This is a genomic window from Streptomyces sp. NBC_01446, assembly GCF_026340095.1.
Classification (GTDB): Bacteria; Actinomycetota; Actinomycetes; order Streptomycetales; family Streptomycetaceae; genus Streptomyces; species Streptomyces aureus.
In genome coordinates this window covers 4,770,319-4,783,167 of record NZ_JAPEPO010000001.1, presented here as the reverse complement: position 1 = coordinate 4,783,167, position 12,849 = coordinate 4,770,319, and the positions used below count along the sequence as shown (strand labels likewise).

Genomic DNA, 12,849 nt, shown 5'->3' with positions numbered 1-12,849 from the left:
CTCAGGCACTCCTCCGGCGGCGGGTCCAGGGGGTCAGCACGTACTGCACGGCGACGAGGACCGCGTCCGCGGCGAGCGCGAGGAGCAGGGTCAGCACGACGCCGGCGATGACCGGGGTCGGGAAGTTGCGCTGGAACCCGTCGGTGAACAGCTGGCCGAGCCCGCCGTCGCCGATGTACGTCGCCACGGAGACCAGGGAGATCGCCATGACGGTCGCGATGCGCACCCCGGCCATGATCACCGGCAGGGCGAGCGGCAGTTCGACGGTGAGCAGGGTGCGCAGCGGGCGCGTCCCCATGGCCTTCGCGGCCTCCTTGGTCTTCGCCGGCACCGAGTCGAGGCCCTCGACGGTGTTCCGCAGGAGCACCACGAGCGTGTAGATCGTCAGGCCGATGACCGTGGTGGTGCGGGTCAGCCCGGAGACCGGGAGCAGCAGGACGAACACCGCGATCGACGGGATCGTGAACAGGACGTTCGAGAACCCGAGCAGGAAGCCGCGCAGCGGCTTGACGCGATGAGCGACGACGGCGAGCGGCAGCGAGATGACCAGGCCCAGCACGACGGCGGAGAGCGCCGCCTGGAGGTGCGAGAGCGTGAGCGTGGTGAGGTCGGACGTGTGCTCCGATATCCAGGACCAGTCGATGGTCATGAGGCCACGTCCGTGTCCTCGTGGACGGCGGTGTCACTGGTGTCGCCGGCGTCCTCGGGGGTGTCCAAGCGGGTGCCGGCGGCTATGTGGGCGAGGCCCGCGCGGTCGTGGATCTCGTCGCGGGACGTGACGCCCGTCAGGACGCCGTCCGCGTCGACCCGGGCCACGAGGCCGCCGGGCGCCGCGATCGACTCGTTCAGCGCCGACAGGAGCGAGTCCGAGTCCCGCAGCGGGCGCACCGGCACCTCGGCGGAGGTGCCCTCGTCGCGCCACAGCAGCGGCTTGCGGGCCGCGTCGAGGACCAGTTCCCAGCCGGTGCCCTCGGGGGCCGGCCCCTGGCCGACGTCCGCGAGCGTGGTCAGGGACAGCAGCTTCAGGCCGCGCTCGGCGCCCAGGAAGTCGGCGACGAAGTCGTCCGCGGGGCGGGCGAGCAGCTCGGCGGGCGGCGCGCACTGCACGAGGTGACCGCCCGTGCGGAAGACGGCTATCCGGTCGCCGAGCCGCACGGCCTCGTCGATGTCATGGGTGACGAAGACGATGGTCTTGTTCAACTCCTGCTGGAGGCGCAGGAGTTCGTCCTGGAGCTGAGTGCGCACGACAGGGTCGACCGCGCCGAAGGGCTCGTCCATGAGCAGCACCGGCGGGTCGGCGGCGAGCGCGCGGGCCACGCCGACGCGCTGCTGCTGACCGCCGGAGAGCTGGTGCGGGTAGCGCTTGCCGGCCTCGGCGGTGAGGCCGACGGTCTCCAGGAGCTCGGCCGCCCGCGCCCGCGCCTTGCGCCGGCCCCAGCCGAGCAGGAGCGGCACCGTCGCGATGTTATCGAGGACGGTGCGGTGCGGGAAGAGGCCCGACTGCTGGATGACGTACCCGATGGAGCGGCGCAGCTCGGCCGCGTCCTGCTCAAGGACGTCGCGGCCGCCGACGCGGATGGTGCCGGAGGTCGGGTCGACCATCCGGTTGATCATCCGCAGACTGGTCGTCTTGCCGCAACCGGAAGACCCGACGAAGACGGTCACGCCCCCCTCCGGCATGTCGAGCGTCAGGTCGTGCACTGCCGTCGTGCCGTTCGGGAAGCGTTTGTGGACCGTATCGAACTGGATCATGTGGAGTCCCCTTGCCCGGGCTGCATATCGTCATGCAGAGTTCTCTGTATCTGAATAAGTTGTCAATGCCCCGGCACACATCGCCAGGTAAATCGCTGGTTAACGAAGCCGAGGAACGAGACAAGACGTCCGGTTAAGGAGGGTTCGGCGCACCATGTCGTCTCACATCGCGGACACCGCGGGTAAGCCCCGCATGACGGCCCCCCAGCGTCCCACGCCCGTCGTCGTGCTCGACGGCCACGGGCTCCCCGTGCCCGACGTCGTCCGGCTGGCCGACTCCGCCGCCAGGCCCGTCCCCGGCACCGACGCCATGAAGCGCGTCGAGGAGTCCTGGAACGCCGCCCGCGAGATCGCCGCCTGGGGCCGCGTCTACGGCCGCTCCACCGGCGTCGGCGCGAACCGGAACGAGGACGTGCCCACCGAGGCCGCCGCCGACCACGGCCTGCGCCTGCTGCGCAGCCACGCCGGCGCCATCGGCGAAGAGCTCCCCGCACGCCAGGTCCGCGCCATGCTCGCCGTCCGCGCCAACCAGCTCCTCGCCGGCGGCGCGGGACTACGTCCCACCGTCGTCACGGCCCTGTGCGAAGCCCTGGAGACCGGCGCCTACCCGGTCGTCAACGAATTCGGCTCCGTCGGCACCGGCGACATCGCCGCCCTCGCCCAGATGGGCCTCGCCCTCGCCGGCGAACACCCCTGGCGCGGCGACGGCGCCCCCGAGGCCCAGCCCCTCGACAACAACGACGCCCTCGCCCTCATCAGCAGCAACGCCCTCACCCTCGGCCAGTCCGCCCTCGCCCTCCACGAACTGCGCGACCTGATCTCCGCCACCCAACTCGTCGCCGCACTCTCCCTGCTGGCCGTCGACGGCTCCTACGAGGCGTACGCCCTGCCCGTCCACGAGGCCCGCCACCACCGCGGCTCGTACGACGTCGCCGCACGCATGCGCGCCGTCCTCGGCGCCCCCGAACGCCCCACCCCGCCCCTCGGCCGCATCCAGGACCCGTACGGCTTCCGCTGCGTCCCCCAGATCCACGGCCCCGCCCAGGACGCCGCCGACGCCCTCGAAGACGTACTCACCGTCGAGATCAACGCCGCCGCCGAGAACCCCCTCATCTCCCCCCAGGACATGGCCGCCTACCACCACGGCGGCTTCTACATGGCCCAACTCGCCCTGGCGCTCGACCACTTCAGGCTCGCCGTCGCCCAGGTCGCCCGGCTCTCTACCTCACGCCTGTCCACCCTCAACGAACCCGCCTACACCCGCCTGCGCCCCTTCCTCGCCGACGGCGAGGCCGCCTCGTCGGGCGTGATGATCCTCGAATACGCGGCCGGAGCGGCCCTCGGCGACCTGCGCGCCTTCGCCGCCCCCGCATCGCTCGGCCACGCGGTCCTCTCCCGCGGCGTCGAGGAACAGGCCAGCTTCGCGTCCCTCGCCGCCCGCCAGACCCTGCGCGTCTGCGACGCCTACCGTCTCGTCGTGGGCTGCGAACTCGTCGCCGCCGTACGGGCGTTGCGCCAGCGCGACATGCGCCCCGACCCCGAACTCCCGGTCGGCCGCGCCTTCGCCCTCGCGGATTCGGTCCTCGACCCCGACGCCACCGACCGCCCCCTGACGGAAGATGTCACCCGGGCGGCGGGGCTCCTGGACAGCTTCACCCGTATCGCCGACGGAACAGACGGACCGGCCGCAGCCACCGCGACAGCCGGATCAGACCGCCCTGGGGGGACGGAATGAACGACAGCCCAGCCGCACGACTGCAACAGCTCTTCGAGGTCCACCGCCTGACACCCACTCAGCGCCGCATCGCGCACTGCATGGTGCGCCGCGCCGCCGACGTCCCGTTCCTCTCCTCCGTGGAACTCGCCGAACTCGCCGGAGTCAGCCAGCCCTCCGTCACCCGCTTCGCCGTGGCACTCGGCTTCGACGGCTACCCCGCCCTGCGCAAACACCTGCGCGAGGTCGCCCCCGTCGAACCCACCACGCCCGCATCGGCCAACGAGTACCAGCAGGCCGTCGAGGCCGAGATCGAGAACCTCCGCCACCTCGCGCAGCTCCTCGCCGACCCCGCCCCCATCGAACGCGCGGGCCGCCTCCTCGCCGCCTCCCGCCCGCTCCTCGTCCTCGGGCTGCGCGCCGCCGCATCCCAGGCCTACGGCTTCTCGTACTTCGCGGCGAAGGTCCACTCCGACGTACGGCTCCTCGACGAGGGCGGCACGATGCTCGCCGACCGCGTGGACGCCGCCGTCCGCGCCGGAGCCACCGCTCTCCTCTGCTTCGCGCTGCCTCGCCACCCCAAGGAAGTCGTGGACGCGCTCGCCTACGCCAAGTCGGCCGGCCTCACCGTGGTCACCGTCGCCGACTCGACCTTCGCCCCCGTCGCGAAGCACTCGGACCTGCTCCTGCCCGCCGCGGTCGGCGAGGGCCTCGCCTTCGACACGGCGTGCTCACCGATGCTGCTCGGCCGCGTGCTCCTGGAAGCGATGTGCGACAACCTGCCCGAAGCACAGGCCCGCCTGGAGGAATTCGACGGACGCGCCGCGGAGCGGGGCCTGTTCGTCGAATAGAGGAGTGTGGCGCGGGGACCGCCGCACCCCCGTGAACGGGGGGCGGGACGACGGCGGTCCCCGCGAAGGACACGGAACCGGGTCAGGACCGGGTCACCGCGTCCGCAGGCGTCCATGGAGGTCCGGGAGCCGCTCCGGAGGTCCTTGACGCCGCTACGGTGCCGGCCTGGGCGGGGAGCCGCTCCCACCCCTGCCGACACCCACCAATGTGCCGTACCCGTGTTAAGCGGGTGCTGCGCGCACGTGTCGCGCTCGTACCGATTGCACGAACCCGCTCCGCGTTACTTCCCGCCGCTCTTCGCGAGGAAGGACAGCAGGTCCTGACGGCTCACCACACCCTTGGGCTTGCCCTCCACCAGGACGATCGCCGCGTCCGCCGAGCCGAGCACGGACATCAGGTCCTCCACCGGCTCGCCCGAGCCGACCTGCGGCAGCGGGGACGACATGTGCTTCTCCAGCGGGTCGCCGAGCGAGGCGCGCTGCGTGAACAGGGCGTCGAGCAGCTCCCGTTCGACGACGGAGCCGATGACCTCGGCCGCCATCACGTCCGGGTGTCCGGCTCCCGGCTTCACGATGGGCATCTGCGAGACGCCGTACTCGCGCAGCACCTCGATGGCCTCGCCGACGGTCTCCTCCGGGTGCATGTGGACGAGCGACGGCAGCGCGCCGCCCTCCTTGTCCTGGAGCACGTCGCCCACGCGCGCGCTCGTGCCCGTGTCGGCGAGGAAGCCGTAGTCGGCCATCCACTCATCGTTGAAGATCTTGCTGAGGTAGCCGCGGCCGCTGTCCGGGAGGAGGACCACCACCACGTCGTCCGGGCCGAGGCGTTCGGCTACCCGGAGGGCCGCCACCACCGCCATGCCGCAGGAGCCGCCCACGAGGAGGCCCTCCTCCTTGGCGAGGCGGCGGGTCATCTGGAAGGAGTCCTTGTCGGAGACCGCGACGATCTCGTCCGCGACCGTGCGGTCGTACGCCGTCGGCCAGAAGTCCTCGCCCACGCCCTCCACGAGGTACGGGCGCCCGGAGCCGCCGGAGTACACCGAGCCCTCCGGGTCGGCGCCGATGACCTGGACGCGGCCCTCGCTCACGTCCTTCAGATAGCGGCCGGTCCCGGAGATCGTGCCGCCCGTGCCGACGCCCGCCACGAAGTGCGTGATCTCGCCCTCCGTCTGCTCCCACAGCTCGGGGCCGGTGGAGTGATAGTGCGAGAGGGGGTTGTTGGGGTTGGAGTACTGGTCCGGCTTCCAGGCGCCGGGCGTCTCACGCACCAGCCGGTCGGAGACGTTGTAGTACGAGTCCGGGTGCTCCGGGTCCACCGCCGTCGGGCAGACGACGACCTCAGCGCCGTACGCCCGCAGCACGTTGATCTTGTCCGTGGAGACCTTGTCGGGGCACACGAAGATGCACTTGTACCCCTTCTGCTGCGCCACGATGGCCAGGCCGACGCCCGTGTTGCCGCTGGTCGGCTCCACGATCGTGCCGCCGGGCTTGAGGGCGCCGCTCTCCTCCGCCGCCTCGATCATGCGCAGGGCGATGCGGTCCTTCACCGAACCGCCGGGGTTGAAGTACTCGACCTTGGCCAGGACGGTCGCCTGAATGCCTTCGGTCACGTTGTTGAGCCTGACGAGCGGGGTGTTGCCGACGAGGCTGATCATCGAGTCGTGGAATTGCACCGTTGTCTCCGGGCTGCGATGGATCTGTGAGGGATCCGCGATGTGGTGTGCGGTCAGCGTAAGCCGACTGCCGCCGCTTCATCGCCTGTTGCGATTGGCCGACGGTGCTTACGGGGCAATGACTGGATGTACGGCTGAAAAGGACTACGCAGAGGCAGGTGGCTGCGACGTATGTCGAGGGCGAGGGTGGCACGGCGGATCGCCGCGGGCGCGGCGTACGGCGGCGGCGGGATCGGTCTGGTCGGCGCGGCCGCGGTCGGTCTGCTGATCGCGGAGGTCCAGCTGGCGAAGCGGCAGGTGGGCAACAACGGCAGGGGGAACGTCCAGGTCCCGTCCGCGAACGGTCTGTACGGGAGGGTGTTCGCCGAGCGTCAGGGCACCGAGGTGGCGGAGACCGAGCCGCTGCGGTTCGCGATGCTGGGGGACTCGACGGCGGCGGGGCAGGGCGTGCACCGGGCCCGGCAGACGCCGGCCGCGCTGCTCGCGTCGGGGCTCGCGGCGGTGGCCGAGCGGCCCGTGGAGATGCGCAACGTGGCGCTGCCGGGAGCCATGTCCGACGACCTGGACCGTCAGGTCGCGGTGATCCTGTCGGATCCGGACTGGGTGCCGGACGTGTGTGTCGTGATGATCGGCGCGAACGACGTGACGCACCGCATGCCGGCGACCCGCTCGGTGCGTCATCTCTCGGCGGCGGTGCGCAGGCTCCGAACGGCGGGTGCGGAGGTGGTGGTGGGGACCTGCCCGGATCTGGGCACGATCGAGCCGGTGAACCAGCCGCTGCGGTATCTGGCGCGGCGGGCCTCGCGGCAGCTGGCGGCGGCGCAGACGATCGGCGCGGTGGAGCAGGGCGGGCGCACGGTGTCGCTGGGTGACCTGCTCGGCCCGGAGTTCCTGGCCAACCCGCGGGAGCTGTTCGGCCCCGACAACTACCACCCGTCGGCCGAGGGGTACGCGACGGCGGCGATGGCGGTGCTGCCGACGCTGTGCGCGTCGCTGGGCCTGTGGCCGGAGGAGGAGCGTCCGGACGTGTCGCGGCGCGAGGGTTTCCTGCCGGTGGCCAGGGCTGCGGCCCAGGCGGCGGAAGAGGGCGGTACGGAGGTCACGGCGGCGATGCCTACGGGGCCGCGGGGACCTTGGGCGTTGCTGAAGCGCCGCAGGCGCCGGCGGGTGACGACCCAGGACCCGGCGCCGCTGAACCTCTGACCCGTCCGGGAGCGGGGTCCGGGGCGGAGCCCCCGAACCCCGGACCTCGCTCCCGGGCCGGAAACCCGCTACCCGGACAGCGCCCTGAGCAAGCGCTTAGAAAAATGCGGCAGGCATCACACGCGCACACCGGTGACCTGGACTGTACGTACAGGTAACTTCCCTCACGGTCCTGCCTTTAGCTCGTAGGCGAATAGCTCGTACGTAGACCTCTTGGAGCCGTGATGCCCGAAGCCGTGATCGTCTCGACCGCCCGCTCCCCCATCGGCCGCGCTTTCAAGGGGTCCCTCAAGGACCTGCGCCCGGACGATCTGACCGCCACGATCATCCAGGCCGCGCTGGCCAAGGTCCCCGAGCTCGACCCGCGGGACATCGACGACCTGATGCTCGGCTGCGGTCTGCCCGGCGGCGAGCAGGGCAACAACCTGGGCCGCATCGTGGCCGTGCAGATGGGCATGGACCACCTGCCGGGATGCACGGTCACCCGCTACTGCTCCTCGTCCCTGCAGACCAGCCGCATGGCGCTGCACGCCATCAAGGCCGGCGAGGGTGACGTCTTCATCTCGGCCGGTGTCGAGATGGTGTCGCGCTTCGTGAAGGGCAACTCGGACTCGCTGCCGGACACGCACAACCCCCTGTTCGCCGACGCGGAGGCCCGTACGGCCGCCGTCGCCGAGTCCGAAGGCGCGTCCTGGCACGACCCGCGCGAGGACGGCCTCGTCCCGGACGCGTACATCGCGATGGGCCAGACCGCCGAGAACCTGGCGCGGACGAAGGGCGTCACGCGCGCGGACATGGACGCGTTCGGCGTGCGTTCGCAGAACCTGGCCGAGCAGGCCATCAAGAACGGCTTCTGGGAGCGGGAGATCACCCCGGTCACCACCCCCGACGGCACGGTCGTCTCGCAGGACGACGGCCCGCGCGCCGGTGTCACCCTGGAGGGCGTCTCGGGCCTGAAGCCGGTCTTCCGCCCCGACGGCCTGGTCACGGCCGCGAACTGCTGCCCGCTCAACGACGGCGCCGCGGCCCTCGTGATCATGTCCGACACGAAGGCCCGCGAGCTCGGCCTGACGCCGCTCGCCCGCATCGTCTCCACCGGCGTCTCGGGCCTGTCCCCCGAGATCATGGGCCTCGGCCCGGTCGAGGCGTCGAAGCAGGCGCTGAAGCGCGCCGGCCTCGGCATCGGCGACATCGACCTGGTCGAGATCAACGAGGCGTTCGCCGCGCAGGTCATCCCCTCCGCGCGTGACCTCGGCATCGACGAGGACAAGCTGAACATCAACGGTGGCGCGATCGCCGTGGGTCACCCCTTCGGCATGACGGGCGCCCGCATCACCGGCACCCTGATCAACAGCCTCCAGTTCCACGACAAGCAGTTCGGCCTGGAGACCATGTGCGTCGGCGGTGGCCAGGGCATGGCGATGGTCATCGAGCGTCTCAGCTGAGCTGACGACCCCGGGGCCGGGTTGCGCCTCGGCTGAATCGTGATCCAATCTCCCCCAGGATGTGACGTATCTCCTGGGGGAGACGGTTTTTGCAGGTCAGCAGGGTTCCCAGCGCATAACACCCCTAAACACCCGGCCAAATACCTGTCCATTTCGTGACGTAATGCACTGACAGCGGGATGGTCCAGGCTTCAAGCTGATGTAGGAAGTCGGGGGTCGACTTGAAACCGGGAGTACGTCAGTGAGCGCCATGCCTCTTGCTCTGCTCATCGCCACGGCCGCCGCCACGGCCGTGGGCGCCGCTGCCCTGCACACCGTCCACGGACTGCGCAGGCAGATCACCGAACTGCGGGACGAGCTCGCCCATGACCGCGCCGTCGGCGCCGGTCGTGGCGTGCCCGCCGCGCGCACCACGCCCGACACGGAGGAGATACGCGCGGCCGTCGCCGACGCACTCGCGGAGGAGCGGGAGCGCGAGCTCGCCGAAGCGCGTGCCTTCTGGGCCGCGCAGGAGGCGCGGGACGCCTCCGACACGCCGCCCATGCTCGGTGGCGCGCTGGGCCTCGGTGACGATCTGTTCATGCCGCGCCAGGCCGATTTCGCGGGCCTGGAGCCGGGTCTCGCGGCGGGCCTCGAGCCCGTGGTGGAGCCGGCCGACGCGGGCGCCGACGAGTTCTCCGGGGAGTCCGCGGAGCTCGCGGCCGCCCGTCGCCGTCACCCCTCGCACCCCGACTTCGTGCCGGTGCAGTCGCCCGTCTCGGGCGGAAGCAGCGACCACGAGCGGACGGTGACGTGTCTGGAGGAGCTGGCCGACGCCCGCACCGCCCTGGCCGATGTGCGCCCGGGCCCGCTGGGCACGCTCGACGTGTACGTCTTCGTGGACGGCACCACGCTCTGCATGACGCCCGGCCACCGCGAGACCGCGGAGCAGCTGGCCGCGGCGCTGCGCGAGGGCGAGTCCCCGGTGCTGCTGGGCGGCTCGGGTGTCTCGGGCGCGTACGCGCTCACGTTCGCCTGCGGCCGCGAGAACGTCTACATCCTGGCCGACCGGGTCATAGCCTCCGTCTGAGCGCCCCCGCTCGGCTTCCGTCCCCACATATCGAAGAACGCGCCGGGTCGGCTCACACCCCGGCGCGTTTTTGTGCCTCCTCGACGAGCGTGAGCGCCTCGCCCAGTTGGGTGGGGTTCTGAAGGACGACGGACAGGTCGCGCGCGGCGACGGTGATCTGGTCGGCCCCGGCGAACATCCCGGCGTCCGGCATCTCCCGTACGGGTCCCTCGGGATCCTCCAGGCGCTGCGCCCACGCGGACAGTTCCCTGGCGAGGGCGAGCGCCTCGGCGGCGGCCCCCCGCTGGAGCCTGCTCTGCGGCGCGGCGCGCAGCCGGTCGGCGAATCGGTCCACTGCGTCCGTCAACGGCGTCGTATCGAGCATGCCGCGACCCTATGCGCCTTCCCTCGACTGTTGCCAACAACCGAACGCTCAGGCACGGTGGCCTGAAGGACCGGCTACATCGCAACGCGTCCGGAGGCGCCGATGTCCCAAGTGTTCTCGCAGGAGACCCACCAGAATCTGTTGGCTCGCATCCCCCACTGCACCGGTCGTGATATCTCCGACTGGCTGCGCACCGTCGAGGAAGGCCCCTGCTTCCTCCGCTTCGAAGACAAGGTCAGCTGGCTGCGCGGGGAGCACGAACTCGCGTACGGCCACGCCAAGGCGATCATCCACGAGTACGACCTGCGGCGGGCCGCCCGCCGCCTGGGCTGAGCGTTCCACCCCCGACCCACCAGTCCCCACGACAGCCGCACCCATGAAAAAGGGCCCGCACACCGATGGTGCGCGGGCCCTTTCAGTTCTGACTGCCGGGTGATCAGTCGTTGCCCTGCAGGATCGCGATGAGGCGCAGGAACTCGAGGTAGATCCACACGAGCGTCATCGTCAGGCCGAAGGCGGCGAGCCAGGCCTCCTCGCGCGGGGCGCCGTACGCGATGCCGTCCTCGACCTGCTTGAAGTCGAGGGCCAGGAAGCACGCGCCGAGCAGCACGCCGATGATGCCGAAGACGATGCCAAGGCCGCCGCTGCGGAAGCCGAGGCCGTCACCGCCGCCGAAGACGGCGAACAGCAGGTTCACCGCCATGAGCAGGATGAAGCCCATGGCCGCGGCCATCACGAAGCCGTAGAAGCGGCGGTTGACGCGGATCCAGCCGGCCTTGTACGCGACGAGGACGGCCACGAAGACCGCCATCGTGCCGAGCACGGCCTGCATGGCCGCACCGCTCGCGATGTAGTTGTCGACGATGCTCGACAGGACGCCGAGGAAGACACCCTCGAGCGCCGCGTACGCCAGGATGAGCGGCGGCGACGCCTTGCGCTTGAACGACTGGACGAGGCCCAGCACCATCGCGACGAGGCCTGCGCCGATCGCGATGCCGTACGACTTGTTGATGTTCGCGGTGTCGACCGGCAGCAGCGCCCAGGCAAGCGCGGCCGTCAGGACGAGGACGCCGAGCGTGGTCGCGGTGCGCATGACGACGTCGTCCATCGTCATACGGCCGGTGGTGGCCGGGGCCTGCGGCGGAGCGCCGTACTGCAGGTCCTGCTGGGCGTAGGGGTTCTGCGCGTACGGGTTGTTGCCGGCGTAGGGGTTGCCCTGTGTGCCGACTGCGGGTCCCCCGGCCTGCGGCTGCGCGTTGAAGCCCGCGTAGCCGTTGTCGCGGCTGAACCCCCGTCGCGAGAAGACCGGGTTACTGCTCCTCATCTCACTCCTCCATAGCCACCCTGCGCGGCCTTGGCTCAAGGGTAATAGGCAGGCAAAGACCCCAGCCTAGTGCTCAGGGAGGATCTTTCCCATCCTGCTACCCGAAACGTCCGGGGCATGCCCGGTGTTCCGCCGAACGAGGGGCACCAGGGAGACGGCGACGGCGCCGAGGACCGCGGCCGCGGCGAAGGTGGTGAAGCCGAGGCCCGCGTTGCCTCCGGCGACGACCGCGCCGCCCAGCCAGGGGCCGACGACGGCTCCGGTGCGGCCCACGCCGGTGATCCAGCCGAGGCCGGTGGCGCGCTGGCCGGGCGTGTACACGGACGGGGCGGCCGCGTAGACCATGACCTGGGCGGAGAACAGCCAGACGCCGGTGACGAAGACCAGGGCGTACGCGACGCCGAGCGGCAGGTGGGCGCGGAGCAGGAAGGCGCCGCAGGCGGTCAGGACGAACCAGAGCGCGGACACCTTGACCGCGCCGAACCGGTCGGCGGCGCGGCCCGCGACGAGCATGCCGACGATGCCGCCCGCGTTGATCACCATGAGGAAGGTGACGGACGAGGAGAGCGAGTAGCCGGAGGCGCGCATCAGCTCGGGCAGCCAGGTGGAGACGCCGTAGACGAGGAGCAGGCCGGCGAAGGAGGCGACCCACAGGAGCGGGGTCGCGGCCCGGGTGCCGGGTGCGAAGAGCGAGGCGACGGCGGCGAAGCGGCCCTTGGCGCCGGCGGCGGGGGCCTCGGCGCGGGTCGGCTCGGCCAGCCCGTAGCGGGCGGCGACGGCGCTCGCGTCGGCGGTACGCCCCTTGGCGAACAGAACGGCCGGCGATTCGGGCAGCCACTTCAGGACCAGGGGGACGGCGATGACGGCCGGGATGACGCCCGCCCAGAAGACGACGCGCCAGCCGTGGTCGGGGCCGAGCGCGAGGCCGAGGCCCGTCGCGGTCATGCCGCCCGCGTGGTACGAGGTCATCATCAGGCCGGTGGCGAGGGCGGCCCTGCGGGGCGGGGCGAACTCGGCGACGATCGCGAGCCCGATCGGCATCAGGCCGCCGAGTCCGAGCCCGGCGAGGAAGCGGCCCCCGCCGAAGACGGCGGCGCTCGGGGCGAGCGCGCACACGGCGGAGCCGGCGGAGAAGAGGACGACGGAGCCGGTGACCATCGGCTTGCGGCCGAGCCAGTCGGTCAGCGTGCCGCAGCCGAGTGCGCCGATCAGCATGCCGAACGTGGTCCAGGAGCCGATCGTGCCGGCGGTGGACGCGGTGAAGCCGAAGCCCTTGTCGTCGAGGAGGTGCGGCATGACGGCGCCGTAGATGTTGACGTCCATGCCGTCGAAGAAGACGACGAGCCAGCACAGGGCGATGACGGGGGCGACGGCCCTGAAGGTGCGGGGCGGGGAGGGTATGGCGGTGCCTTGGGAGGTGTCGGGGGACATGAGCACTCACTTCGTCGTGCGTA

General features: G+C 71.2%; 12 protein-coding genes. 6 read left to right on the top strand and 6 right to left on the bottom strand.

What is annotated here, in order from left to right; all coding sequences use genetic code 11:
- Window position 1: 1 nt before the first annotated feature.
- On the bottom strand, window positions 2-649 hold the full coding sequence (locus tag OG456_RS21505) for an ABC transporter permease (RefSeq protein WP_266563407.1): 648 nt from the start codon (window positions 647-649) through the stop codon (window positions 2-4).
- Window positions 646-1,752, bottom strand: a complete 1,107-nt coding sequence (locus OG456_RS21500; RefSeq protein ID WP_266563405.1) for an ABC transporter ATP-binding protein — start codon at window positions 1,750-1,752, stop codon at window positions 646-648. The genes OG456_RS21505 and OG456_RS21500 overlap by 4 nt, the downstream gene beginning before the upstream one ends.
- 193 nt (window positions 1,753-1,945) lie before the next feature.
- Between OG456_RS21500 and OG456_RS21495 the strand changes: the two genes are divergently transcribed.
- Window positions 1,946-3,487, top strand: a complete 1,542-nt coding sequence (locus OG456_RS21495; protein ID WP_266569370.1) for an aromatic amino acid ammonia-lyase — start codon at window positions 1,946-1,948, stop codon at window positions 3,485-3,487.
- The gene (locus OG456_RS21490) at window positions 3,484-4,317 is read left to right on the top strand and encodes a MurR/RpiR family transcriptional regulator (RefSeq protein WP_266563403.1); all 834 of its coding nucleotides are present in this window, start codon (window positions 3,484-3,486) and stop codon (window positions 4,315-4,317) included. Before OG456_RS21495 ends, OG456_RS21490 begins: the two co-directional genes overlap by 4 nt.
- Window positions 4,318-4,598: 281 nt before the next feature.
- Here OG456_RS21490 and OG456_RS21485 read toward each other — a convergent pair whose 3' ends face one another.
- Window positions 4,599-5,990 (bottom strand): cystathionine beta-synthase, encoded by a 1,392-nt coding sequence (locus OG456_RS21485; protein WP_266563401.1) that lies wholly within the window; start codon window positions 5,988-5,990, stop codon window positions 4,599-4,601.
- Between the two features lie 171 nt (window positions 5,991-6,161).
- Between OG456_RS21485 and OG456_RS21480 the strand changes: the two genes are divergently transcribed.
- The 3 genes from OG456_RS21480 to OG456_RS21470 all read left to right on the top strand — a co-directional run bounded on the left by OG456_RS21480 (window position 6,162) and on the right by OG456_RS21470 (window position 9,707).
- On the top strand, window positions 6,162-7,193 hold the full coding sequence (locus OG456_RS21480) for an SGNH/GDSL hydrolase family protein (RefSeq protein WP_266563399.1): 1,032 nt from the start codon (window positions 6,162-6,164) through the stop codon (window positions 7,191-7,193).
- Between the two features lie 224 nt (window positions 7,194-7,417).
- Window positions 7,418-8,638 carry an acetyl-CoA C-acetyltransferase gene (locus OG456_RS21475; RefSeq protein ID WP_266563392.1) on the top strand — a complete coding sequence of 407 codons (1,221 nt, stop codon included), beginning with the start codon at window positions 7,418-7,420 and terminating at the stop codon, window positions 8,636-8,638.
- A 250-nt stretch (window positions 8,639-8,888) separates the two neighbouring features.
- Window positions 8,889-9,707, top strand: a complete 819-nt coding sequence (locus OG456_RS21470) for a hypothetical protein (protein WP_266569369.1) — start codon at window positions 8,889-8,891, stop codon at window positions 9,705-9,707.
- A gap of 52 nt (window positions 9,708-9,759) precedes the next feature.
- Here the strand turns inward: OG456_RS21470 and OG456_RS21465 are convergent, their stop codons facing one another.
- Window positions 9,760-10,071: a hypothetical protein gene (locus tag OG456_RS21465; protein WP_266563390.1), complete on the bottom strand. Its 312-nt coding sequence runs from the start codon at window positions 10,069-10,071 to the stop codon at window positions 9,760-9,762.
- A 102-nt stretch (window positions 10,072-10,173) separates the two neighbouring features.
- Here OG456_RS21465 and OG456_RS21460 point away from each other — a divergent pair, with 102 nt between their 5' ends.
- Window positions 10,174-10,404 (top strand): DUF4287 domain-containing protein, encoded by a 231-nt coding sequence (locus tag OG456_RS21460; RefSeq protein ID WP_266563388.1) that lies wholly within the window; start codon window positions 10,174-10,176, stop codon window positions 10,402-10,404.
- 103 nt (window positions 10,405-10,507) lie between these two features.
- Here OG456_RS21460 and OG456_RS21455 read toward each other — a convergent pair whose 3' ends face one another.
- Window positions 10,508-11,395, bottom strand: coding sequence for a Bax inhibitor-1/YccA family protein (locus OG456_RS21455; protein WP_266563386.1), 888 nt, complete (start codon window positions 11,393-11,395; stop codon window positions 10,508-10,510).
- A gap of 66 nt (window positions 11,396-11,461) precedes the next feature.
- Window positions 11,462-12,826, bottom strand: coding sequence for an MFS transporter (locus OG456_RS21450; RefSeq protein ID WP_266563384.1), 1,365 nt, complete (start codon window positions 12,824-12,826; stop codon window positions 11,462-11,464).
- Window positions 12,827-12,849 lie beyond the last annotated feature (23 nt).